The sequence below is a fragment of the Nocardia rosealba genome (assembly GCF_020216065.1).
GTDB lineage: Bacteria > Actinomycetota > Actinomycetes > Mycobacteriales > Mycobacteriaceae > Nocardia > Nocardia rosealba.
Genome location: NZ_JAIWNA010000007.1, coordinates 243,165 through 268,029, shown reverse-complemented (window position 1 = coordinate 268,029; position 24,865 = coordinate 243,165). Strand labels below are relative to the sequence as shown.

11 protein-coding genes are annotated in these 24,865 nt (G+C 68.9%); all 11 read right to left on the bottom strand.

Annotation, left to right across the window (positions count from 1 at the left end):
• Nucleotides 1-7 precede the first annotated feature (7 nt).
• The 11 genes from LDL21_RS24295 to LDL21_RS24245 all read right to left on the bottom strand — a co-directional run bounded on the left by LDL21_RS24295 (nucleotide 8) and on the right by LDL21_RS24245 (nucleotide 24,470).
• The gene (locus LDL21_RS24295; protein WP_225281887.1) at nucleotides 8-1,360 is read right to left on the bottom strand and encodes a hypothetical protein; all 1,353 of its coding nucleotides are present in this window, start codon (nucleotides 1,358-1,360) and stop codon (nucleotides 8-10) included.
• Nucleotides 1,357-1,674 (bottom strand): type VII secretion target, encoded by a 318-nt coding sequence (locus tag LDL21_RS24290; RefSeq protein WP_067491029.1) that lies wholly within the window; start codon nucleotides 1,672-1,674, stop codon nucleotides 1,357-1,359. Before LDL21_RS24290 ends, LDL21_RS24295 begins: the two co-directional genes overlap by 4 nt.
• A gap of 99 nt (nucleotides 1,675-1,773) precedes the next feature.
• On the bottom strand, nucleotides 1,774-2,073 hold the full coding sequence (locus LDL21_RS24285) for a YbaB/EbfC family nucleoid-associated protein (protein ID WP_181699504.1): 300 nt from the start codon (nucleotides 2,071-2,073) through the stop codon (nucleotides 1,774-1,776).
• 25 nt (nucleotides 2,074-2,098) lie between these two features.
• The gene (locus LDL21_RS24280; protein WP_181699506.1) at nucleotides 2,099-2,446 is read right to left on the bottom strand and encodes a hypothetical protein; all 348 of its coding nucleotides are present in this window, start codon (nucleotides 2,444-2,446) and stop codon (nucleotides 2,099-2,101) included.
• Between the two features lie 12 nt (nucleotides 2,447-2,458).
• Nucleotides 2,459-3,244, bottom strand: coding sequence for an ESX secretion-associated protein EspG (locus LDL21_RS24275; RefSeq protein WP_225281886.1), 786 nt, complete (start codon nucleotides 3,242-3,244; stop codon nucleotides 2,459-2,461).
• The gene (locus tag LDL21_RS24270; RefSeq protein WP_181699510.1) at nucleotides 3,241-5,091 is read right to left on the bottom strand and encodes a hypothetical protein; all 1,851 of its coding nucleotides are present in this window, start codon (nucleotides 5,089-5,091) and stop codon (nucleotides 3,241-3,243) included. Before LDL21_RS24270 ends, LDL21_RS24275 begins: the two co-directional genes overlap by 4 nt.
• 174 nt (nucleotides 5,092-5,265) lie before the next feature.
• On the bottom strand, nucleotides 5,266-6,873 hold the full coding sequence (locus tag LDL21_RS24265; RefSeq protein WP_225281885.1) for a hypothetical protein: 1,608 nt from the start codon (nucleotides 6,871-6,873) through the stop codon (nucleotides 5,266-5,268).
• Between the two features lie 41 nt (nucleotides 6,874-6,914).
• The gene (locus LDL21_RS24260; protein WP_225281884.1) at nucleotides 6,915-7,355 is read right to left on the bottom strand and encodes a TY-Chap domain-containing protein; all 441 of its coding nucleotides are present in this window, start codon (nucleotides 7,353-7,355) and stop codon (nucleotides 6,915-6,917) included.
• Nucleotides 7,352-7,849 carry a DUF6301 family protein gene (locus LDL21_RS24255; protein WP_225281883.1) on the bottom strand — a complete coding sequence of 166 codons (498 nt, stop codon included), beginning with the start codon at nucleotides 7,847-7,849 and terminating at the stop codon, nucleotides 7,352-7,354. Before LDL21_RS24255 ends, LDL21_RS24260 begins: the two co-directional genes overlap by 4 nt.
• 16 nt (nucleotides 7,850-7,865) lie before the next feature.
• On the bottom strand, nucleotides 7,866-8,144 hold the full coding sequence (locus LDL21_RS24250; RefSeq protein ID WP_225281882.1) for a hypothetical protein: 279 nt from the start codon (nucleotides 8,142-8,144) through the stop codon (nucleotides 7,866-7,868).
• 33 nt (nucleotides 8,145-8,177) lie between these two features.
• Nucleotides 8,178-24,470, bottom strand: a complete 16,293-nt coding sequence (locus LDL21_RS24245) for a hypothetical protein (protein WP_225281937.1) — start codon at nucleotides 24,468-24,470, stop codon at nucleotides 8,178-8,180.
• Nucleotides 24,471-24,865: the final 395 nt, after the last annotated feature.

The following is a 24,865-nucleotide window of genomic DNA, read 5'->3' as shown; positions in this document are numbered from 1 at the left end:
ATCTGCGTCATAGCGTCAGTTCCTTGTCGGGCGGCGCTTCCGAGGTCGTGGTGTCAGCCGCACCGACAACCGGCAGCGAGACACCCTCGATCTGGCCGATCACCTCGTCGCCGTGCGAGCCGGTGACCAGCTGACCGCGCACCGCGTCGTCGGTGGACGATTCGCCGTCGCGCGCGAGCCCGGCGCCCATGGGCGCGCCCATCGGCATCGCCCCCGTACCGGTCGCCGACGACCCACCCGAGGTGACTGCCGCGGCCGACGTGGTCGAGGCGGCCGCCGCACCCATCGCGCCGGGCAGCGTGCTCAGCGCACCGCCGACCGAGCGGGTGTTGGGGAACGGGCTCAACGGGGTGCTCGCCGCGGCGATCGCGCCGACGGCGCCACCGGCTCCGCCGCCGATTCCGCCACTCGCGCCACCACCCGCACCGTCGGTTTCAGCACCGTCGACAGTTTCCTTGGCGGCCGTGTTGTCGCCCTCGGTAGTGGTCTTCGGCGCCGACAGCGAGGTATTCGCCGCGGCCAGCTCACCGAGCGACTGCGCGACCGTGGTCGCCGTCGACATCAGCGGGGTGATCATGCTCATCAGCTGCGTCAGCTGCTCGGTCGAGTTCACCCCGGTCGGGGCGTTGGTGATCGGCACCTTCTCGCCCGCCGCGGTCATGCTCGCGCTGTGCCCGACCAGTTCGGTCTTGGTCTTGACGGTGATCGCCAGCGCCTCGGCGGTGGACGAGGCGGCCGAGGCGACCAGGAAGGCCGCACCGGCGCCCGAGCCCATCAGCAGCGGCGCCATCGCCATGGTCGCCGAGAACTTCGCGATCACCGCCGCCATCAGCCCCGCACCGGTGGCGACGCTGACGGCGCCGTTCGCGAGAACCGCCTTCTCCTGGGTGCTCTGGGCCGCGAGCTTGCCCGCATCGGTCTGCGCCTCGCTCGCCTTCTGCGCGGCCTCCATCGCCGCGATGCCCTGCCACACCGACATCACGGTCTGGATCGCCGTCGAGCCCAGCGACATCACCGTCTGCATCACGGTGCTCACGTTCGACAGCATTTCCGTGGGGTCGGTCGTGGTTCCCGTGCCGTCGCCGGTGGAGTTGGCGCCGAGCTGACCGGTACCGAACGCGGACGCCAGATCGGTGAGCGGGCGCATCAGCGCGCTCAGATCGATCGTCGGCAGCGGCGGCAGTTCGGGCAGCTGCACGAACTCCGGCACCTGCGGCAGGGCGGGCAGCCCCATCGAGCCGAGGATGTCGTTCACCGGCATGTCGAGCATGGGGGCAAGCGAACTGCCGCGCAGCAGTTCCAGCACGGTCGGATCCAGCGGATCCGCGCCGGGCGGCGGGGTCGCTCCTGGGAAGGTCATGACTGGGTGCGTACCGAACCGATGTCCATGCCCGAGGCGCCGTCGACACCCTCGTAGGTGGCCGCACCCTGGTGCGCGGTCAACGCGGTGCCCGCGTGCACGGCGGCCAGTTCGGCGACCGAGGACAGGTGGTTGGCCTGCGCGAAGGCGTACGAGGCGAGCAGCTCCTGGCCGATCAGCCCGAACACCGGCACGACCGCGGCGACTGTCGCGGCCTGATCCACCGCCGCGGCCGAGGCGACACCCGACGCCATCGCCGCCGACGCGCTTCCGTAAGCACGCAACGCATCAGGGACAACTTCGAAGTGGCTCATGTCAATCGTCCAATCTCGAAACATCACTTGATGTTTCGTAGTCAACCTTAACCAGCCGAGACGGCGCGCGACGATCGCGCAAGGGTAAACAGTCGATGACTAACCCGTGCTCTCTTCGTTGAACGCGGTGATGAGTTCGCCGCGTTGCGCGAAGGCACGATGCGCGGCGGTGCGCGCGGTGTCGACGAGGGTCTGCTCGAGTTCGGCGGGCGTCAGTTTCGCGATGCCCGGTGCGAAACTCAGGCCGACGAGTGCGGCGTTGGCGTCGACCTCGACGGTCACCGTTCCATCCGGCGATGTCTCGGTCACCAGGATGGCCTTGGTCGCATCCTGGAGATCGGTGAGCCGGTAGAGCTGTTTCTGTACCCGAGCGATGAGCTCGTCCATCGTTTCGACCATGTCGCCTCCCCAATCCGCTTGCCGTTCAGACCGATCGCAGCCAGCTCTGCGGTTCGGTGTCGTAATCCTGCTCGTCGAGGATCTCCTGGCGGGCCACCTCTTCCTCGGTCGGCAGGCCGGTGAGCGCGAGCATCTCCGGGGACATCCCCGCCGCGCGGAACTGCTCGCGCCGCGCCATGCCCGCCCGGTTGGCCGACTGCTTGCACAGGCGGAGCACCTCGGCGGCCAGCTGCGCCGGGTCGCGGCGCAGCTGGTCGGGCTCCAGCCGAAGACCGAGGGGCAGACCATTTTCCGTGGTCCGTACCGAGATCGCTCCCGTCACCGATGTGGAAACGAACTCGGTGGGAAATTCGTCCTGCTGTGCCGACGTCATCGCCTCGCCCCCTCAGACTCGTTCATCTTTGATGGCCCGCACCACTTCCGCGATGCGCTGATTGATCAGCTCGGTGAAACGCTTCGCATCCGCCGCCACCGCGACCCGCGGCACCTCTTCGGCGATCACATAGCGCCCGTCGTCGACCACGTCGCGCCAGCTCAGCTTGTGCCGGGTGACACCGCGCGGCCCGAACCGCGAGCGTCCCTGGATCACCTCGACCTCGCCTGCGCGCACCAGCGGCGCGGACTCGAACTGCTTGGCGCGCACCGGAGCCGGGTCGTCGAAGGAATCGTGGACCGACGAGATGGCGTACGAGTAGTCGAGTTGCGCTGCCCTGTCACCGGTTTCGAGCACCAGATCGGCCTCGCGGCCGGGTGCGTTCTCCGGGAGTTCGCGGACCACGTAGTCGGCCAGACCGACCGCGTCGCACTCGGTGACGACGTAACCACCGCTGTCCCAATAGGTGTCGCCCGGTTTCTGGCGGATCACATAGCCCCGGTCACCCCGCCGGCAACCCATGACACGCACCAGTGCGTCGACCTTCATGTCGTCCACGCCGTCGTGGCCGTGGACGATTACCTTGATGTCGGGATCGAGCAGCGCTTCGAGCACGAAGCCGACGAACTCCGGCTCGTTGCGCTGCAACCCCGCGAGCGCGTCGGCCTTCTGCCGGTCCAGTTCATCGGCGTCGAGGGTTCTGGTCCGGCAGAAGAACGGCCACGGCACGAAATCGGAGGTGGCCCACTCCCAGAGGGTGAACATCTCCAGTTCCGTCAGGTTCCACGTGCGGTTCATTGCTCGACGACCGGCCTCACGACGGTCTGCGCCTCGCCGATCGCCTCTTCCAGGTGCTCGACCGAATCCAGGTAGTCGGCCCGCTTGTGGTCCTTCTGCTGACCACCGGCACCGGCGCCCGCGCCACCGCCACCCATGGGTCCACCCATCGGCATGCCCGCTCCGGCACCGGCGGCATTGGCCAGACCGGCCCGGCTTGCCATAGCGGCGAGATCGGTGGTGGCCGTCGCGCGGGGGAACAGTTTCGACGCCTTCTCGAGGTTCTGGCCCTCGACCTTGGCGCCGAGCCCACCCCCGGCACCGCCGCCCGCGCCTCCGCCGCCCTTGGAACCGGCGAGACCCATCTTCTTGGCCGCTTCGTCCAATGCCGCAGCGCTGGTGGGGATCCCACTCAGCCCGGCCATACTCGCCTGCTGGGCAGCCTGGGACGCGGCCTGCTCGGCAGCGGCGGAGATCTGCTCGCCGATCTGCGAGGCCTGCGAGGCGGCCTGGGAGGCAAGCTGCTGCAAGGCCTGGGAGGCGGTCTCCTGCGCTTGCTGCTGTTGCTGCCGTGCGGCCTGCTGCGCGGCAGCGCGTTCCGCGTCCTTGGCGGCCTGCTCCTGGGCTTTGCGCTGCGCCTCGGACTGCTGCAGCGCCGCGAGCTGTTGCTGGTGTGCGGCGTCCTGCTGGGCTTTCAGTTGTGCGGCCGTCGCCGCGTCGTTGTTCTGCGACCCGCCACCGCCACCCGCGGGATTCCCGGGGCTTCCGGGATTACCGGGGTTGGTGGGGTTGCCGGGCGGGTCCGCGGTGACCCTCGCGGTGCCCGCTGGTCCGGGCAGTGCGGGCAGGGCACCGATCGCCGCCGCGTAACCCGGGCGGTACCAGTTGTTGAAGACGGTGCGCGCGTGGTCTTCCCACGTCTTCCGCTCGTGGGCATTGAGTTGCTCGGCCGGTTTGTCCGGCATGTTCGCCTGGGTGGTCTGGGCCCAGTTGTAGGCGTCGAGCAGCAGTTCGCTGACTCGGTACATGGTGCGGGTCAACTCGAGACCCCGCCCGGTGTACCGGTGGACGGCGTCGCGCGCGTCCCCGGCGCCGCGCCCGGTCCAGCGTTCCTTGTTGTCGACCAGAGTCCTGATTCTGGTGTCGTAGTCGCTGAAGCCGCGGCTCATCTGCGAGGCCATCCGGTGCCAGTCCGACGACATGTCCCGCAACCAGCTCGATCGCCGCAACGAGATGCCCAGGTTGTAGAAGTCCGTGTAGTTCAGCGTCGATCCCGGTTCCGCGGTGTGCGAGGCCGACACCGTTTTCAGGCTCTCCTTCGGGGTGTTGGCACCCGACGGAAGGCCGCCGTACTGACCACTCTTGTCCGTATCGGTCTTCTTGTATTCCCCTGGTTCCCGACCGCGTGAGTCGTCGATCCAGGCGGTGTCACGCGGATTGATCTGTCCCAGGTGCTGTTCGGCGTGGACGATGCTGTCGGCCGGATTCCGGGTGGACAGAATATTGCTCAACTCGTCTTTCGACTCCTGGTCCTTGTTCTTGTAGTTGTTCCCGGCGATCAGGAACGACAAGGCCATGTCGTTGAGAACTTGCTTGTGGTCCTTCAAGATGTCGTCGCGGAACTCGCGCCCCAGCGTGTAGAACTCCTGCGTGAGCGCGCGGCCCGAGGTGAGGTGACCGAGGAGGTTCTCGGTTTGACCGGCCCCCGTCGTGTCAGGCGAGATGATTTCACCGACCTTGCCCTCGACCAAGGCGATGATGTCGAGCACATCCGCGCAGTATCCGGCGGCTTCGGTCGCCGCGCCGTCCTCGAGCTTGAGCGACCCCGAGTTGCGGTATCCCCGCCAGTCGTCCATCGGTGTGCCCACGAGGTCACACTCCCACTGTCTCGACGGTGCGGTTCCTCATCCGTAGACGCCCCTCCTCATCGCTGGCACACCGGCCGGTCGTGCCCCAGCAAACATGGCAGCCGAGTCTTACAACGCGGCAACACCATTCTTAAATCACGCTAACGATTATAGGGTTACCGGCGCGTATCCGCATCAGGACGAGACGACCGACCGATGTCGCTCGTAGAAATTCTCCGCGAACTCCACCGCGAACACCTCGGGCGCCACCGCCGACGAAGAACGATGCAGCACACCGTCGTCGGCGACGTAGAAGATCGCCCGGCCAACCGCGATCTCACCGGGTTGCACCGGGACGAAAACCATCCAGCCGACGCTGATGCGTTCGGCGTGCAACTCGTCGGGTGGATAGAGCACGGGGTCGGCGGATGTCTCGGTCAGGTGCGCGCGCACCACGTCGATCGCGTCTTCGCGCGGCATCGGCTCGGGTAGGCGAGCGGTGACCCCGGCCATGGTGAGCTGGAAGAAGGCGGCGTCGACATCGAAAAGCTCGGCGTCGCTGAAGACTTCGACGACCGTGTCGCGGGTGACCACGCCGGCTTCGGCCGCCGCGACCAGGGTTTCGACACCCGCGCGCTGGTGCTCGTCGGCACGGACGCCGAGCAGGTCGGTGACGATTCTGGCGACGGTCTCGGAGCTCCAGAAGCCGGGAACGGCCTCGGCGATCCCGTCGGCGGTGGGCGAATCACCGTGGTACCAGCGCCCATTGGCCCACCAGTAGCAGAACGACAACATCCCGCCCGCGGCACGATGGTTGAGCACCTGCGCTGAAATCCACGACGGCGCACCCGTGTACAGCCCCGTCGGCGGTCCGCCCTCGGCGTAGGCGGCGGCGAGTTCCGGCGAGTTCCATACGCCACCGGAGAGCACGGCGCGATTGCCGGGCAGCAGGTAGAGCGAACTCCCGCTGCGCCGCACCCCTTCGAACCAGTTCAGCGAGGGCAGCGAGCGCGGTCCGAATTCCGAACCGACCGCGACGAAGGCCGCCGACAGCACCGCCCAGCGCGCCACCATCAGCGGCAGGGGCGGCAGGCCCACGTCGGAATCGCTGGCGCACAACCCTTTTCGTCGGTCGGCGAGTTCCTGTTCGGCGGCGGCGCGTGGTGCGCGGATCTGTTTGTCGTCGTGCCCCACATATGCCGACAACCACACCGGCACCGATCGGCGCGGGAACGCCGCCAGGTCGGCGCGATAGGAGTCCTGGGCGAGGAGGTGTTCGTCGGGAAACGGTTCGTCACCGTAGTCGTAGTCGACGTCGATCTCGCCTGCGCGCGACAGACTCAGCACCAGACGCCACCACGGGCCGTCACCGAGCTCGGCCGACAGCAGCCGGTGCTCCCACACCAGGTCGATGATCTCCTGCGGCGGCGTCACCTGCACGGGTTCGATGGTGTCGCCGGAGAACAGGGCGATCGAGGAATGCTCGAGCACCGTGAGAGCGAAGGCCGCGTGCAGGCGCTGCCAGTCCGGTGGGGCGAGCGAAGCCAGATCGCGGGCGACCTGGTGCATGATCTTCCTGGCCCGCTCGGCAGGGTCCTCGGGTTCCGGTTCGTCGTCGGCCATGGTGAAACCGACATCGGGCTCGTCCTCGGCGGGCTCGTCCTCGGCGGACGTATCGACTCGGGCGAGTTCGGAGTCCGGTTCGGCCGGAACGGGATTCGGTTCCGCGGGAACAGATTCGGTGGATTCGTCGTGGTCCGGTTCGGTGGTGCGCTCGTCGAGCCGGTCGCCTCCGCTGGTCATGTCGGGCGGAAATCCCCTCATCTGGTTCATCGGTTGATCGGTCAGGTCGCCAGGGGCAGACCGAGCTGTGGCAGCTCGATCAGGCTGTTGCCCCGGCGTTCGTTCCAGGCGTCGTAGGTGAACGAATCCGGTGTCGCCAGGCCGAATCCGTCGCGCAGCCCGCCGACGACCATGTCGGCGAGGCGTTGGTAGTCGGTTGACGGCGCGGGCCAGGTCAGGCGGGTCCACCAGTTCTCGTGGTAGCGGTCGCGCGGCTGCCAGCCGAGTTCACGGATCACCGTCGTGCCCTGCCTGCCTGCGCGGAGTTCGGCGGACAGCCGGTCGTCGTCGACGAGTTCGGCTGTCAGTTCGGCATCGGTCTGCAGGAACTGGGCGAACCTCGACGGGCGTTCCTCGCGTGATTCCGCGATCTTCACGATCGCGCCCGCGGGCAGGCCAGCCAGCTCGCGCGCCAGGGTTTTCGCGAAATCGTCCCAGGTCACCGGGATTCCTCGGCAGCCAAGGCGTCGGCTTGATCGCCGAGCATGAGCCAGTTGTTGTCCATCAGCGTCAGCTGCAGGGAAGCGTCCACGTCGCGCAGGATCAGGGTATGGTCCTCGCCCGCCCAGCGCACCGCGGACACCTCGCCCGGGATGCGGGTGGTCGGTGGACCGAACAGTTCGGTCAGCAGTGCCACCCACCGGGCGAAGGTGTCACGCGCCCAGGCGCGACCCTCGTCGTCCTGTGGGACACCCTTGGTGAGCCACAAGGTGATGTCGACGATGCGGCCGTCCTCGGCGAAGACACGGCCGCTGGTCGGGCCGAAGCCGATATCGAGACGGGCACGGTCCGCGTGCGGGCTCAGCACCCGCCAACCGAAACGGGCAGCCAGGTCGGGCAGCGAATCCATCGGCTGGGCGCCGCCGAGCCCGCGCAGGCCGGTGGCGATCTCGGTGAGCTGTTCGTCGGTCAGCACCCGACGGCGGTCCTCGCTCATGCCTGCACCTCCCCGGTCATCGGCGCTTCTTCGCCAGCTCGGCGAGCCTGCGCTGCCGGACCTGGTCCGCTTCGCGCGCGTTCGACCCGTCGAGTTGCCCCGCGAACGCCGCCCGTGCGGCCCGGACCAGGTCGTCGGAGGCGTTCGGGTAGGCGCGGGCCACCTGCCACAGCGCGTCCTCGGTCTTCATGTCGAGTCCGGTCTCGGAATGGATGCCACCACCGCTGAGCACCGAAGCGAGCATCTTGTCGAAGTTCTGCCGAATCTCGGCCTCGGTCGGTTCGGTCTCCCGCACCGCATGCCTCCTCACATCGTCGCGGCCTGAGCGTCATCGGGCGAAAATCGTGGTCCGCCGCTGGTCATCGTGCACCACGTCACGGATGTAGGCACCGAGGTCCAGCTCCGGTGGCAGCGCCCGATACACCAGCTCACAGACGACAGTATCGCCGATGACGATGGCGAACCGATTCGTCCGCCAGGCGACCGTTCCCCAGTCGACCCGGGCGTCACCCTCGAGCGGGAACGTCCGATCCCCCACCCGCACGGCCAACCCGTCCATCGACCGGTAGAACACCATCTTCACGCCGTTCAGCTCACCGTAGACGCCGCTGTCGTGCCCTGCCGACTGCCCGGCCTGCAGGGCACCGGTGATCGGGTCGAACAGGGAGCGGACGCCGTAGCCGGCGAAGGGGCGTACGACCAGGCCGTCGGTCGAGACGGTCCTGGGGTAGTTGCGGGCGGGGTGTCCGTTCGTTCCGGCAGTGGACGGGGGCGCCGACATCGGCATGGGCGGTGGGGCGCCGTAGGTGGGTTCCTGTGTGTGGACAGGTTGGAACGGAAGTTGGCTCGTCGGCGGAGCGACAGGTGGGTGCCCGGTGCCTGGGTATTGGGCGAGCGGGGGTTGGGTTGTGGGGTGGTGGGGCTGTGGCACGGGGTTCTGCGGACCCGGTGCCGTCGGGTACTGGGGTGAGGAGCTGTGTGGAGACGATCCATTCCCGTTCGGGTACAGACCGGCCTGGTCATTCGCCGGATATCCGGCCTGCCCGGTCGGGTACTGGAATCGACCCTGATCAGCGGCGCCCGTCGGGGATGCCGCATTCGGGTACGGCGGCAACTGCGCAGGGGTTGAGCCACCCGCATCGATACCCGGAGGTGGCACGAACGACCCGGATGCTCCGTTCGCTTCGTACCCCGGCTGCGCCCAGGGAGCGCGCGGCACATCCCTTTCGCCAGACGGAACCTGTAGTCCCCGAAGGAAATCCGGAGCCGCAGCATCACCAGTGGCTCCGATCTGCCCCGGCCGCAACTCATTCGGACCGCCCGAGGACATCGGATCAGGAAGTGGCATGTCCGGCGAGCCTGGGATACCCGGCGGCACCTGGAAGCCAGGCACCGGAATCCCCGGCGGCAAAGGCAGACCCGGTACCTCTGGCGGCACCGGAATCTGCGGTGCCGGCACATGCGGTGGCATGGGAATACCAGGCGGCACCGAGCCATCCGGAGGAACCGGAAGATCAGGCTGCGAAGGACTACCCGGGGCCGGCGGTATACCCGGTGGCATCGGAAAGTCAGGCGGGTTCGGAATGCCCGGATGCACAGGCACACCAGGCGGCACCGGGAAGTCCGGCAGGGTCGGCGCACCTGGCGGCGTCGGCATACCTGGCGGGGTCGGCACGCCCGGCGGGATCGGTATACCCGGCGGGGTCGGGAAGTCCGGCGGGGTCGGCACGCCCGGCGGGGTCGGCACGCCCGGCGGCGTCGGCACGCCCGGCGGCGTCGGCACGCCCGGCGGCGTCGGCACACCTGGCGGCGTCGGCACACCTGGCGGCGTCGGCACGCCCGGCGGCGTCGGCACACCTGGCGGCGTCGGCACGCCCGGCGGCGTCGGCACATCCGGCGGCGTCGGCACGCCCGGCGGCGTCGGCACATCCGGCGGCGTCGGCACATCCGGCGGCGTCGGCACATCCGGCGGCGTCGGGTTCGAAGGGCCAGGCGGGGTCGGGGGGTTTGGTGGGGTCGGGGGGTTTGGTGGAGGGGGCGGGTCTGAGGGGGTTAGGTCGAATTCGAGGGGTGGGAGGGGGGAGATGGGTGGGGGGACGGGGAAGTCGAAGTCGTAGTCCTTCGGGGGGTGCGGGATTCGGGAGCGGGTGGGGCCGACGGGGCGGTTTGTCGGCTCGGGGGCCGTGTGCGGTGGTGCGGTGGTCGGCGAGCCCGGGGTGCCATTGGACGAGCTGTCGGTATCCCCCGCAGGGTGTGCCTCACCATCGGCCGCATCGTTGCCGGCTCCGTCGGTGCCGGGCTGCTTCTCGCCTGCCTCATCCGTGCCGGCGTCGGCACCGGTCTTTCGCGAACCGGAATCGTCGCCACTGGAGTCCTTTGTGGCAGACGACTCTGCACTGGCTTCGCCATCTACGAAACGATCCGCGCCAGCGTCGGCAACGGGCCCTCCGTCCGAAGCTCCGACCTCCGACCCGTCTGCCTCGAGGCCGGGGTTGACGGGCCGACTAGTACCAGGCCCTGTGTTGACGGGCAGGCTCGGACCGGGCATCTCTCGATCTGTGTTGGGCTCTTGCGCAGCGCGATCACCGCCGACCTGTCCGTTCGTAGTCGGGGCGGCGCCAACGGAACCGTTGACACTGGTGTCGTCGACGTCGGACGCGTTCACAACCGGCGGGTCGGTGCTGACACCGCGCTGACCGTTCGGGGCGGGAAGACTGTTGACGGGACCGCCGGAGCCCAGTTCGTTGGAGGGTTGAGCGGGAAGTGGGGACTGGCGGGTAAGGCTTCCCGGCGGTAGGTGGGTGGGGTTGGCGAGGGCGGTGTCGATATCGGTCAGGGTGGTGCGGGCCTCGTCGACGCGCTGAGCGGCTTGCTCCAGGGCGGTGAGACGGTTCTGCCAAGGCTGTTGCTCGTCGACTCGCATTGTGCGCGAGCGCAGTTCGGCGATGGCGTCGGCTCGGGTGCGTGGGTCGATCAGATCGGATTCGTTGATCGGAAGGCCCTGGCGGGCTTGTCCGAGGGCGGCTTCGGCGTCGGCGAGTTCCCTTGTCGCTTCGGCCCTTTGCTCGGTGAGGCGCTGCACCTCGTGGTCGGCCGCGCGATGCAGCAGGTCGGTGAGTTCGGTGATGTCGGCGGCGCGGCGCAGAACTTCGTCGCGCAGTTCGGCCTGCACCTCGGCGAGTTGTTCGGGCGTCAGGCGTTCGTGCTGGTCGATCTTGCCGTCGCGGTAGATCTCGTAGACCTCGGCCCAGCGCTCGGCGGTGGCATCGGTGAGATCCAGGCCGAGGATGCGGACGAAGTCGCGGCTCGCACCGCGATCCGGACCGGGCGCGATATCGGTGTTACCGTCCAGCAGACCGAGCAATTCGGGCACGTCGACCAGGGCGGACGGGTCGCCGACGAGGTCGAGCAGATGCCGGACAGCCTTGTCGTGCACCGGGAACTCGGCGTCGGGCACGCGCGGGTCCACGGCGTTGACACCATGTGCGCGCGGATCGAAGTGGTCGATCTCGGCGAGTTCTGCCGCATAGTCGGTGAGCGCGTCGACCAGCTCTTCGCGAATGCCGTTGCGGTGCACCAGATCGGCGACCACCTCGCCCAGTTGCTTGATCGACGTCACCACCGGTTCGTCGGAACCCGGTGGTCGGCGCAGTGCGTCGAGTCGGCGGACCAGCCGGTCGTCGGCCGCCGCGACCCGCTGGGAGTCGATGCCGCTCAACTCTTTCGCGTACTTCGCCAGCGCTTCGGCCTGCTGCTGCCTGCGTGGGTTGCGCTGACGCTGGTCGGTGAATTCCTCGGCCAGCCTACGCGGCGTCATCTCCTCGGCGTCGAGTCCGAGCCGATGCGACACGCGGTGCCGCGCTGCTTCCACCTGGTGGAAGGTGTCGATATCCCATGCGGTGCGGGCGTAGTCGATGATGGCTTCGATCTGGCTGGCGCGCACCGCGTTCTCGGCCCGCAGGGTGGCGAGCTTGTCCGCCAGCGACTGCGCCGACGATCGATCGGCCGCGGTGATGCCGAGCCGATCCACGAGTTCGCCGACAGCCGCGCTGATTTCGTCGGGCGAGCGAAGATCGGCGCTCTCGTCCGGATCGCTCACCGCGAGTGTGTCGTCGACCGGTTCGTCGGGAACCACCCGCCACCCCGACCCGTCGTTCACAGTGGTCACATCAACGGATCGACCGTCGACCACACCGCTGAAGTGCCGTACGTCGCGCAGCCCTTGGTCGAGCACGAGGATGCGTTCGGGTATCGCCTGACCGTCGGCCAGGGTCCGCCCGGGCCGCACATCGGTACCGATGTAGCGCACGTCGACCACACCGTCATTGACCGCCTGCGCCAGGTCCGGGTAGCGGCCGAGCGCATCGGCGAGCACTCGATCATGTCCCGTCGGCCCGTCGAGGACGACCAGCCGCAACGAACCTTCGGAATCGCCTGGAACGAGGCCGATTCCGGTGCCGTCGTCGAGCATGGCACCACCACGCGAGAGCACCCAGTCCCGGCTCGCCATGTCACCGATCAGATCGGCGAGTTCGGCAGCCTCGCTGTGCGCGCGCAAAAATCTTTCGGCGTCGCGAGCGAAATCGGCTGCCAGCGCGTCGTATTCACGAATGCGGTCCATTTCGGCGGTGAACACGTCGCGCAGGTCGCCCGCGTCCAGGTCGGACAGGTCGGTCTGTAGCAATTGCGCCCACACCGCGCGCTCGTCGCGAATCTGGTCTCGCCGCAACGCGTTCTCGAAGTACTCGCGCATGCCCTGGTCGATGCCCGGCTGATCGGAGTAGGTGAGGTCGCCCCAGTCGCGCCCCGGTTCGCCACCGTTGTTCACTCCCTGCCAGTTCAGCAGGGTCGGGTTGCCCTGGTTGGCCCGGACCACCTCGATCAGGAAGCGGGTCATCGGATCGCTGTCGAAGAAGTCGATCTGGTCGGTGAACGGGATGCGCTGGTGTTCGGCGGCGAAGCGGCGGGCCGCCTCGGCCATGCCGGTGAGGGCACCTATCCGGCGCAGCTGCTGGTAGCGGATCTGGTCGAGGGCGCGGCGCACGTTCTCCGGTGTCGGGTCGCCGAGGGTGACCTCGAGGTCGTCGGCGGCGTCGGTCAGCGTGTCGGCGAGGTCGTCACGCAGGGTCGCCGCGTCTTCGAGTTCCCTTGTCCAGCTGTCGATCTCGGCAGTCGAGCGCGCGACCTCGGCATTGCCGGGCAGCGTGTCCGGCTGCGCAGGCAATTCCGGTCGCTGCTCGCCTGCGGCGAGTTCGCGGGCCTCGGCATCGGCCTGCCGCTTCAGATCCTCGAGTTCGACACCGAGTTCCCGACGCACCAGCTCGGGGTCGGCTTCGTCGAGCGCGTACCGGTATTCGGAGCCGTCACGCAGGGTGGGCGGACGGTTGTCCGGCGCCGCCTGGTCGGCGATCCGCGAGGTGAGGTGCTTGAAGAACGGCACAAGCTCGCGGCTGCGCCACATCGTGATGGCTTCCTTGAGGATGCGCACCGGGCTGAATTTGGTACTCAGGACATCGTATTCATCACCCGGCGCCGGGCTCGGGTCGCGCTGACTGGTCAGCGGCAGACCCGCCTGGTGGCCGAGCATCGACTGGCCCGCGCTGTCGATACCCGAACCGGACGGGTACTTGGGCGTATGACCTTCGTACCCGAAGTTCACCGCGTCCCACATGCGGCGCAGCAGGGACTTGCGCGGCGCGGGCGTGTCGGACGGGTCGGCGGGGGTCGGGGCGGGCGGGTCGAGGCGTTCGGACTCTTCGACCCGCCAGCGGGAATCGCCGTCGGGCACGAGCCGCGCGGGTACGCGGTCTCCGTCGACCTGGATGTTGTAACGGCGGGACCCGTCCGGATTCTCGCCACCCTCGGTGACACGGACCGCATCGGCCAGGTCGAGGATGTCGTCGGCTTCCCGGCGGACCTGGGCGCGAGCATCGGCGATCGCACGATCCGGGTCGCGCACGAGGGTGTCGGGGTCGACGCGGAGCCTGCAAGCCCAGCCGTCACGCGCGCCTTCGGCTTGGGCGCGCAAGGTGGGATCGCTGATTCCGGCGACGCGGTCCACCGCAGCTGCCATGGCCTCGACCATGGCCGCGCGCAACAGGTTTCGATACCGCAGGTGTGCGACGGTATCGCCGAGCTGGGCGAGATCGGCATCGCTGAGATCGAACCGGCGCATCAGACGATCACGGGTCTGATCCACCGATTCGGGCGTTGGCACGTGGTCGGCGGCGTGGTTCGGATCCGAGTCCGGCACCCGGGCTGCGGGGCCAGTCGGATTCGACGCGAGAATCGGCGAACCCTGCGGCGGTATCTGCCGCGTCGGCATGGACGGCTGGTCCACCGGCAGACCGGCGCGCCGAAGATCCTCCTGGACCTCACGCAATGTCGCATCGTCGGCCTCGGTGAGCCAGTACTGCTCGTCACCGTAGAGGTCGGTGTCCGACAGCGGCCCGAAGTCGGCCGGGTACCGCATAGCCGGCCCGTCGGCGCTGTCGAGGAACCCACGAGCCCGCGCCAACTCCGCAAGCTCGGCCAACGCCGCCAACGGTTGCCGCAACCCGGAGAACCGCTCCCCCAACCCGAGCGCCGCCCCCAACGCCCGCGCATACGAAGCCGCATCCTCCGACAACGGCGCCGCATCCCGCTGCCCAGGAAGATCCCGCTGCTCCCGCAGGAACTCGGCCACATCCCGCAGGGGATCCCCACTGCGCGCCTGGGCGTTGTCCCCCGACTCCGGAGAACCCGAGGGCGGTGTCGGCGGCATGGGTGGGCCGCCCGGCGGCGGGGTGGACGGGGTGTCCGGGGTCGACGGTTGCTCCGGCGACGACTGCGTATGGGGCGCAGAAGGCGACGAGGGCGTCTGCGGCACAGGCGTAGTCGGTGACGAAGACGGCGGCGACACAGAAGGGGTGGGTGGTGCTGACGGCATCGGCGGCGCAGATGGCATCGGGGGCGCCGACGGCACCGGCGGTGCGGACGGCACCGGCGGTACCGAAGGCATGGGCGGTGCGGACGGCATCGGGGGCGCAGATGGCATCGGAGGTGTCGAAGGCATCGGCGGCGCGGACGGCATCGGCGGCGCCGAAGGCATCGGCGGCGCAGATGGCATCGGCGGCGCCGAAGGCATGGGCGGTGCGGACGGCATCGGGGGCGCCGACGGCATCGGAGGTGCCGAAGGCATCGGGGGCGCCGAAGGCATGGGCGGTGCGGACGGCATCGGGGGCGCCGAAGGCATCGGAGGTGCCGACGGCATCGGAGGTGCCGACGGCATCGGAGGTGTCGACGGCATCGGAGGTGTCGACGGCATCGGAGGTGTCGGGTTGACGCCCGGTTGGGGTGGTGGCTGGTTGGCGGCGCCAGGAGTGGACGGGGGCTTGGACGGTGTGGGGTCGGGGGTGGCGGGGAGGCCGTCGTCGGGGCCGTCGTCGTCGGGGCCCTCGTCGTCGCGGCGGTCGAGTTCGTCGAATTCGGCGGCGATTTCCCGGCGGGTCTGGTCCAGGAGTTGTTCCAGGCGGAGGGTTCTGGCCTTGGCGAGGAGGTCGGCTGCGAGTTGTTCGCGGTCGAGTTCGGTGTCGACGGAGCGGTCGTCGAGTTCACCGCGCAGTTGGGTGATCTCGTCGAGGATGTCGCGAATTCGGCTGTCCGGGCTCGGCTGGGGTTGCGGGTCGCGGGCGGCTACCGACTCGTCGGGTTGCGGTGCGGGCGACTCGTTCAGTCCCTGTTCCAGCTCCTGCTGGACCTGTGTCAATCGCTCGAGCGTCTCCGCGAGACGAGCGTCGGCGGCCTCATCGTGCCGATCGAACACCTCGTCGGTGGCCGCAGATTTCCGGCGGGCCGCGTCGTCGAACGGGTTGCCGTCCGAATCGCGGTCGTGCCCACCATCTTCCGGTTCATCAGACGACGACCGAGGCGGCTGCACGGGCGGCTTTCCGCCCCCACCGTTCACGGTACGAGCAGGACCGGACGCCCCTTGCTGCTCAGCAGAATTCGGTCGACCGGGCGCGCCCTCTCCCGGCAGCCCACTACCCGCCTGCTGTGGACGCCGGGGCGGAGTGCTCTCGCCCGGCTCAGTGCCGAGATGGTTGTCGTTCGTCCCGAAGTAGTCGTGCACCAACTGCCGCAGCGCCGTCAGCTTGGCCGCGCGATCGGCGATTTCGATGCGCAATGCCCGGATCACGGCCGCCATCTGCTCAGGCTTCAGGCCTTCGTGCTTTTCGATCTTGCCGTCGCGGAACGCCTCGTAGATCTTGGCGTACGTCACGCCGTCCGCGCCCGCCAGGTCGACGCCGACCAGGCGTGCCCAATCGCGGCCCGCAGACGGCCGATTCGTATTGCCGACGTTGCCGGGGACGGTGAGGTCGAGGTTGCCCGCGCCCTCAGCGACCGCGCGCGCGAAGTCCGCCACGTCGACACTGCCGAGCGCGTCGGCGATCACCCGGCGCATCGCGTTGATGCTGTCGGGCCCCTGCAGCGGCATCGACTCGCGGACAAGCCTCGGGTCGGCGATTTCCTTGCCGTCCGACCGCGGGTCGCTCTGATTCTCCGACCGGACGACGTCCTTGCTGTCCGTCGGCGCGAGGGCATAGCGGTCGATGTCGCGCAGCGCCTTGGCGAATTCGGTGAGTGCCTCACGCACCAGTTCGCCGTTGCCCTGCTGTTCGTGCATCCGCACCAGCTGATGCAGCTTCTTCCCACTCAACCCCTTCGGGTCGACGGCGAAGACCTTGTCGTCGTCCCTGTGCCCACCCGGCCGCTCGACCCGGCCCGGGGGCAGCAGCGCCGCGACCCGATGGTCGACACCGGCGAGATCGGCGTACCGCGCGAGCCGCTTCTGCTTGCGGGTCGGCCGCTCGGTGGTGGTCGGGCGTTCGTCGGCGGGTAGCGAGTCGTGGCGGTGCGCCGGATGGATGTGACTGTCGGGCACGAGCCGGTCGGCCAACCGCTGACGCGCCGCGTCGAGCGCCTTGGAGTCGAGGTCGCGAAGGGTACCGAAGTACAGTTCGAGATCGTCGAAGTTCTGCGCGCGCAGCGCTTTTCGTCGAGACGCGTCGGCGAGCAGGTCACCGAGCTTGCCCGCGGTCATCTGTTCCTGGGTCAGGCCGAGGGCGGACGCGAGGCGGCCGCGCGCGTTGCTGACGGTGTGGAAGTCCTCGACGAGGTTTCCGGTGCGCAGGAAGTCGGCCAGACCCTCGACCTGCGCGGCGCGCACCGCGTTGTCGAGTTTGAGTTCGGCGATCCGTTCGTCGATGTCGCCGGGCAGCACATCTGCGGGGGTGAGCTCGAGGGCGAAGATCAGATCGACCAGGTCGGCGAGTATCTGCTCGCGGGTGCGCTGCACTGTCGCACCGTCGCCGGGGACGGCATCCGAACCGATGATCGGGCGCCAGGCGCCGTCACCGTCGCGCAGCAGGGTGATCCGCACATCTCGTCCGTCGACGGTTTCGGTGTGGTCGCGCACCTGCGGTGTGTCGACCGGTTCGAGGTGGGTCTGTCCCCTGAAGTCGGTGAGCACCTTGCGGTAGTCGACCAGCAGGTCGCCGTCGCGGATCTGCGCTGCCAGATCCGGTCGGGAGGCGAGCACATCGGCGAGAACCTGGTCGCGTTCGCGTGCCCCGTCGGTGATGACGAGCCGATCGGGCGCGCCGTCGCCGCCTGGCAGCCGGGCAACCTGGTCGCGAATCGGCTCGCCGAGGGTCGGGCCGTCGGTGTCGCGCGGTGGCAGCCGATCCTCCACGGCCGCGATCAATTCGGCGAGCCGTTCGGCCCGTATCTGATTGATCTCGAACAGCCTCTGCACGAAGGCGTCGACCGTGTCCGGCGTGAGCTGGTGCGGCCCGAGGCCGAATGTGCCTGCCCACGTGTCCAATTCGTGGGCCAGCTGGTCGCGGCGCAGCGCGTGCACGAAGAAGTCGCGCAGACCCTGGTCGCGGCCGAGCGCATCCGGGTCGCCGAACATCGGCAGCGGTTCGGCGCCGTTGTCGAGGGGGGTCGTGGCGAGCACGCCGGGATCGCGGCCGAACGCGGCGATGAACTCAGTCAGGAACCGGCCCATCGGGTTCTGGTCGATCATGCTCACCCGTCCGCCGAAGCGCACCGGAGCTTGCGATTCGCCGTCGGCGGAGGTGTAGGGCGCGTTCTGCTCGATGTGCGCGCGGATGAAGGCATCGCCGAGGCCGATGATGGCCGCGGTCTGCCGCATCACCATGTATTGCTGCCGGTCGATTTCCCGGCGCAGCGCATCCGGCTCGTCGGCCACCTCGATACCGAGCAACCGGTCGAACATCTCGCGCAGCGTCTCCCCACCGGGCGGCGGCGGGTCGACGGGCGGCGGCAGCGGCGGCAGCGGATCGGGCTGCGGCTTGTTGTGCAGTTCGTCGGCTTCGTCCTGGGTGATCAGGTCGTTGGCGAGCATGTCGCGCAGGATGCGTTCGCGCTGTCCACGCCCGGCATGCTCGAAGGCCTCGAGTAGATCGTTGCGCGCGTCCTCGGGGGTGACGCGCTCGACCCGCAGATCGCTGATGATCTGCCTGCGCACCAGGTCGGCGTCGGCATCGCTGAGCTCGGGACGGTATTCGGACCCGTCCTCATTGCGCATCGCCGGATACTCGCCGCCCGAACGACGCACCCGGCCGGACAACTTGCCGAAGAGCGGGAGGTACTCGCGGTTCTGGATCAAGACCGGGGTCTGCTGGGCGATCCGCAAGAACGTGGGGTCGGGCGCCGAGGCCTCGGGTCCGGGCCCGACCGTCGGAACTCCCGGCGGCGTCGGGCTGGGCGGAGGCAGTTGCGCCGGGCCAGGGTTGGCGATCATGTCGCCGATCCCGAGGACACCGTCGCGGATCGCGGCCTGTCCCGCACTGTCACCGATGTTGGGCGCGCCGGAGGGCTGCTTGAGGATCGGGAAGTGGTTGTTCAGTTGCGCGAGCGCACGTTTCAGGAACGACCTCGGCTCGGCCTGGCGCATGGTCGTGTCTTGCGGCGCCACCTGCCACTCGCCGTCGGCGTCGCGGTACAGCGGCACAACCACCTGTTCGCCGTCGATGTCGAAGAAGACGCGTCGTTCCGGTTCGGCCGGGATCGCAGGCTGTTCCGATCGCCACCACCGGCGCCGGCGTGGCGTTTCCTCCGGGGAGTTGTTCTGACGCGGCGCTTCCGGCTGCGGCTGGGCGGTGCGCGGTGGATCGGTGTGCGCACCGTCGCGCGTCAGCTCGCCGTCGCTACGCGTGCGATCCGATTGCGAGCGGTCCGGCTGCGAACGATCCGGATCTCCGGCCTCGGGTTCCGAACGTTCCCGCTGTGAGCGATCCGGGTCGGACCCATCCGGTTCCGGCCGATCCGGGTTCCCCCTATCGGGCAGTTCCATATGGTCGGCACCCTGTTCGGGCAGGTTGTGCACATAATCGCGGGTCGGATTCTGTGCCTCCCGCATCAGCAGGTCGTAGAGCGTGCGGGCGGGCCAACTCGCTCGGTCGTGGCCGACCATGAGCACTTCGGTGAACGCCTCGGCGAGCGCCTCCGCCGGGTTCAACCGACCGTCGGGGCCACTGCGGCTGTAACCGCTGAGCTGACGCCGCCACGAGTCCGGATCGTCGTACCCGTCGGGGTTGTCGTGGAAGGCTTCGTCGAGCGTCCCGTCGGCGTCGGCCCGGGCCGCGAGCCGGCCTGCCGCGTCGAGCGCGTGACCGTACTCGTGCGCGGCGATGGCGTACACCGGCCGGTCGAGCACGCCCGGATGGAAGTGACCCGAGTCGACCGACTGCTGCATCGACGACCGCAGGTGGATGGCGCTGATCGCGTAGTCGTAACCGAGCGTGATGTCGGTATAGGGCAGGCCCGTGGTCCGGTCGGGGGTGCGGGTGGTCTGGCCGAGCACGCCGTAATCGAGGTCACCGATGCCGACGCGACGCAGATCCGTCTGCGGGAAGGCGTTGTACAGCTCGACCATCGACCGCGCGTAGTCGCGAACCACCTCGGCATCGAGCCCAGGCAGGTCGAAGCCGTACACGTCGAAGTCCGGGTTGTTCATCGCCTCGCGCAGCACGTCGCGCAGGTGGTCGCCCACCTCGCTCGGCGAGAGGTCCGACCATTCGTCGTCGCGGGGTGCACCGAGATCACCCAGGTCGGGGATGTCGTCCTCCCACGGCGGACGTAGCTGCATCTCGTCGGCCGCGCGATCCACGGTCATCGCGTCGGAGCGCGGTACCTGCGCCGCGTCGGTGAGCAGGTCGTACATGATCCGCACGGCCGGGCTCACCCGTTCCGGGTGCAGCGCGCCGTCCGCGTCACGGGTGGCTTCCATTTCGCGGAAAGCCTCGGCGAGCGCTTCGCCCGGATTGAGCTCGCCGGTCCGGCTGTTCATGCTGTAGCCACTGAGTTCGCCGGCGAGCCAAGGGTTGAAGCCGTCGCGGTCGCCCAGCCGGTTGCGGTGGTAGTGGTCGTGCAGACGCAGCCCCACCCGTTTGCGGGTTCTGGGTTCGCCCGCGTAGTCGAGGGCATGACCGAACTCGTGCACCGCGAATCCGTACACCGGACGGTCCCACAGGCTGCGGGTGTAGAAGCCGGGCTTGCTGGCGCGCATGAGGTTCTGGAACAGGCTGCCGTTGCCGGCGAAGTACTGCTGGTTGAACGTGATCGACTTGGCGCGGTAGCCGCCGTTCGGGTCGCGTTCGGGCGCTGTCTCCGCGACCCGGCCGGGTCCGGTCTCCCCGATACCGACGCTGCGCACATCGACACTCGGGTATCGGGTCTGCATGTCGACGATGCCGCGGGCCAGTTCGCGGGCCATCGCCGGATGCACGTTCGGCTGGTCGAAACCGAAGGTCTCGACATCGTGTCCGGTGATGTCGCGCATTCGTTCGGCCAGATGTCGCCCCACCTCGGCCGGTGGCAGATCGGACCATTCGTCGTTCACCGGGTCGGCCAGGAGGTCGCGGTCGGCGCGATCGGGCACGTCGTCGGGTTCGGCGGCCCGTTCGGCGTCCTCGGACAGCGGCCAGGTGACCGATTCCGGTGGGCGCGCGGCGATATCGGTGACCAGATCGTGCAGGGCGCGTACCGGTTCCGGGCTGGTGTCGTCGCCACCGAGGGTGCGCAGCATCTGCGCCGCGAACGCCTCGGGCACGGCTTCGCCGGGACGCAACCGCCCGTTGCCGTCGAAGCTGTAGCCGCTGAGCTGCCGCAGCCAGTCGTCGTAGGACTGGGCGGGGTCGCGGGTGGTGTCGTCGGCGTAGCGCTGGATGAGCAGGTCTTCGGCCTGGTGGCGAGCGCTCTGCTGACCGGCGTAGTCGAGCGCGTGCCCGTATTCGTGGGCGAGCACCGCGTACACCGGCCGCCTCAGCACCTCGGGCGCGAAACGGTTGTTGTCGACACCGAGCTGCATACGCTGACGGAAGTACTCCGCGCTCTGCGCGTGGTCGCGGCTGAGCACGATGGATTCGGTGTAGAGCCTGCCGGTCGCCGGGTCGATCCTCGGCTGCGACATTCCGATCACGCCCGTCGGCAGCTCGCCGATGCCGACGCGGCGCAGGTCGACGGTGGGGTTGCGGTCGAACAGGTCGACCATGGCGCGGGCGTATTCGCGCGCCACCTCCGGATTCACGGAGTCGGAATCGAAGCCGAACACCTCGAATTCGGGGTTGCCGGTGACCCGGCGCAGATGATCCTGGAGGCGCTCGGCGACTTCCTCGGGGCTGCGGTTCGACCACTCGTCGGAGTCGGGGGCACCGAGCTGGTCGGCGTCGAAACGAGCCGCTTCGTCCGGGTTCTCCGGGCGGACAGGGGTGTCGTCGTCAGTGCGCGGGACCGCATCGGATTGCAGTGTGGGCGAATCGTATCCACCGACATTGTCCATGCGCACGAGGTTGCCGTCGCGCACCAGATCGAACTCGCTGACAGTCACGTTGCCGTTCCTGTCGGCGTGCACGTGGTGGTACTCGAACCGCAGCGTGCCTGCCCGGTGCGCGTCGAGCAGGTCGTTCCTCGCGCGGATCAGCGCCTGCCCCTCCGGCGATTCGGGGTCGATGCCGCGTTGCCGCATCTGCTCGGGAGTCTCGGCGAGTATGCGGTGCAGGTTGTTGTCGATGCGCAGGGTGCGGCGGTAGTACTCGGGCGAACCCTGTTCCGCGCTCGCGACTTTCGAGCCACCGAGCTTGGAACCGACACCCTTCGCCTCGTGCGAGATCAGCGCCGGCGGCGCACCGGCGGTACCCGGCACGTAGACAACCACGTCGAGCACGTTCGCGCCGTCGATGACCGGGCGACCGTCGATGTCCCCGTCGAACGGTGAAAGCAGCACGGCGCCGGGAAATTCGGCCGGGTCGAGGCCGAACGCGCGGGCGGCGAGCTCGCCGAGCGCCTTCGAGTGGGCGACGAGCTGCGGTCGCAGCCTGTTGAAAGAGGCTGCGGCGCGTTCGAATTCGTCGAGTCGCTCGAGTTTGTCGATGATCTCGGTTTCCCGGCGTTGCAGCTGGGGGTCGTCCGGGCGGTCCGCGAGGTCACGTTGCAGGTCGTCGTAGGCGTCCTCGAGCTTGCGCCGCTGCTCGGCGACGACCTTGTCCAGCTTCTGACTGCTGGCGATATCGCCGAGCTTGGCGACACCGAACTCGCCCATCAACCGGTTGACGATCTTCAGCGCGTCATCGCTGCGCTTCTGCACCACCGTGCGGTCGGCCACGATGTCGGCCATCTGCCTGGCGATCTCGGGATCGGCGACCTTGTAGGTGCGCTTGGGGCCCTCCTGCGCGAGATACCGGAACTCGCTGCTGGTGAGCGGATCACGACAGAACCCGTTGGCATCGTGCAGCCGGAAGTTGACATCCCGGAACGTGCCCGCCGGGTCGAGCACATGATGCCACTTGCCGTCCGCGGACTGATAGACGTCGTTCTCCAGGCCCTCCTCGATGTCATCGGACTCGGCGAGGAAGTCGGGTGTCTCGTCCAGCGGTGGACGCCGCGTGAGATCCCGGACATCCTCGGGCCGCACCGAACCATCGACCTCACGATTGCGGTCCGCACCATCGGATCCCCGTGCGGGCGCCGCACTTCCGTTCCCCTCAGGATTGCGCTGCGCACCATCCGGTGTCCGCTGCGGCCCGGTGCTGTCGGGCATCCGCAGTGAGTCCGCCTCCGACGTGCGCTGGCGGGTGCTGTCCACGTCGGGCCTGCGCGGCGCGGCGGAGTCAGGGTCGTTGCGCCGTGGGGCAGTGGCCTCCCCGGCAGGCTGCCGCACCGTGTCCGGCCTGCGCTGCTGGGTGGGGTCCGCATCGGGCCGGCGCGGAGCCGAGCTGTCGGCATCCGGGGTACGTGGGCGAGCGCCGTCGGCGTCGGGCCTGCGCTGTTGTGTGCTGTCCGGGTCGGCTGCCCGTGAAGGAACATCGGGCGTCCGCGTGGGGCCCGAATCCGCATCAGCGGTGCGCGGGGATTCATCGGAGTGCGGGCGGCGCGCCTGCGCATCACCGGCGTCCGAATGTGAAGGCACGCCGTCGGAATCCACGGTCCGGGTGGGGCGCCCATCAGCGTCGAGCGTGCGCGACGACGCCACATCCGAATCCGGCGTGGGCGTCACATCCGAATCCGGCGTGCGCGGCGGTGTCGCATCGGCATCCGGCGTACGTGGTTGGGACGCAGCCTGGTCCGGTGTGGGCGTCACATCGGGGTCGGGTGTGCGTGGCGGAGTTGTGTCCGAATCCGGGGTGCGGGTCGGCGGTGCTTCGGGCTCCTGGGTGCGTTCCGGGGTCGAGTCGGTGGCCGGTTCGCGGGAAGGTGTGGCGCCCGAATCCGGCGTTCGCGGCGGTGTTGCTTCGGAGTCGGGGGTACGCGGGGCCGGGTCGGGGGTGTGGGTGGTGTCGGGGTCCGGGGTGCGGGGGGTCGGGTCAGGGGTTTCGGGGCGGCCGCCGATGACCTTCCATTGGGCGTCACCGTTTTTGCGGTAGTTGTTCGCGTTCCACTCGGCGCGTTTGGCCTCGCGGATGAGGTTCTTGCGGGCGTCCTTGTCGAGGCTGTCGCCACCTGCGGCGATGAGGGCGCGCAGGGCGGAGGCTCGGTCGGCTTCCCGGGTGGCGAGCTGGTCGGAGCGTTCGGCTCGGATGCGCCAGCTGTGCTGCTTGGGGGTCTCGCCGTCGCGGCGGCCTTCGATCGTTCCCTCGCGGGTGTAGATCGACCGCTCGTGGGCGGGGCGCACGCGAGTATCGGAACCGCTGGGGGACACGGCTTTTCCGTTGCCGTTGAACAGCACGGCCGAGACATTGCGTGCCTCGCTCGGCACAACGGTGCCGGGGCGGGTGCCGGAAGCGACCACGTCGAAGCCGCCGTCGGCGTTGGGACGCGCGGTGAGGACATAGGCGTCGGCGCCGACCCCACGACCGTTCACCACGTGTTCGGCGACGACGAGGGCGCGCGGCAACTTGCCCTTGGCGATGTCTCGCGCGCTCAGCCCCTCCGCCATCCGCACCAGCTCGTCGGCGACGCCCTGGTGTCTCGGCTGGTCGGACGTGCCCGCCGGGAACTCGTGCATCCGCCCACCGGCCGCGTCCTCGATATCGCGCAGCGACATCCCCGCCTCGCCCACCGGCCCCTTCGGCGGCTTGATCCGCCGGGTCCCCGTGGCCTCCTTGATCTCGCGCAACGCCTCCTGCGCGGGATTCTTCGGCGGGTCGTCGTCCGAATCACGCTGCGACGCATCACCATCCGGCTCCGAAGTCGAGTCACTATCCGCATCCCGACGCCCCGAACCATCGCCGTCCGTTCGACGCCCGGGCCGCCCGTCCCCGTCACCGCCAGCCAAGGGAACAACGAGCAGCCCGTCGTCCGACCGACTCCCATCCCCGTCTTCATCGGAATCACCCGAACGGGGCTGGGTCCCGTCACCCTCCCCATCACCCACGCGAGAGGGAGCTGCGCCGTCATCGGGATCACCAGCACGAGGACGAGTTCCGCCACCATCGGAATCACCGACACGCGGCCGGGCACCATCCCCGTCGGACTCGCCCACGCGGGGCCGGATGTCGTCGCCGTCGGACT

Coding starts and splice junctions, on each gene's coding strand:
- LDL21_RS24295 (WP_225281887.1), bottom strand. CDS start 1,360: ATGACCTTCCCAGGAGCGACCCCGCCGCCCGGCGCGGATCCGCTGGAT.
- LDL21_RS24290 (WP_067491029.1), bottom strand. CDS start 1,674: ATGAGCCACTTCGAAGTTGTCCCTGATGCGTTGCGTGCTTACGGAAGC.
- LDL21_RS24285 (WP_181699504.1), bottom strand. CDS start 2,073: ATGGTCGAAACGATGGACGAGCTCATCGCTCGGGTACAGAAACAGCTC.
- LDL21_RS24280 (WP_181699506.1), bottom strand. CDS start 2,446: ATGACGTCGGCACAGCAGGACGAATTTCCCACCGAGTTCGTTTCCACA.
- LDL21_RS24275 (WP_225281886.1), bottom strand. CDS start 3,244: ATGAACCGCACGTGGAACCTGACGGAACTGGAGATGTTCACCCTCTGG.
- LDL21_RS24265 (WP_225281885.1), bottom strand. CDS start 6,873: ATGACCAGCGGAGGCGACCGGCTCGACGAGCGCACCACCGAACCGGAC.
- LDL21_RS24255 (WP_225281883.1), bottom strand. CDS start 7,849: ATGAGCGAGGACCGCCGTCGGGTGCTGACCGACGAACAGCTCACCGAG.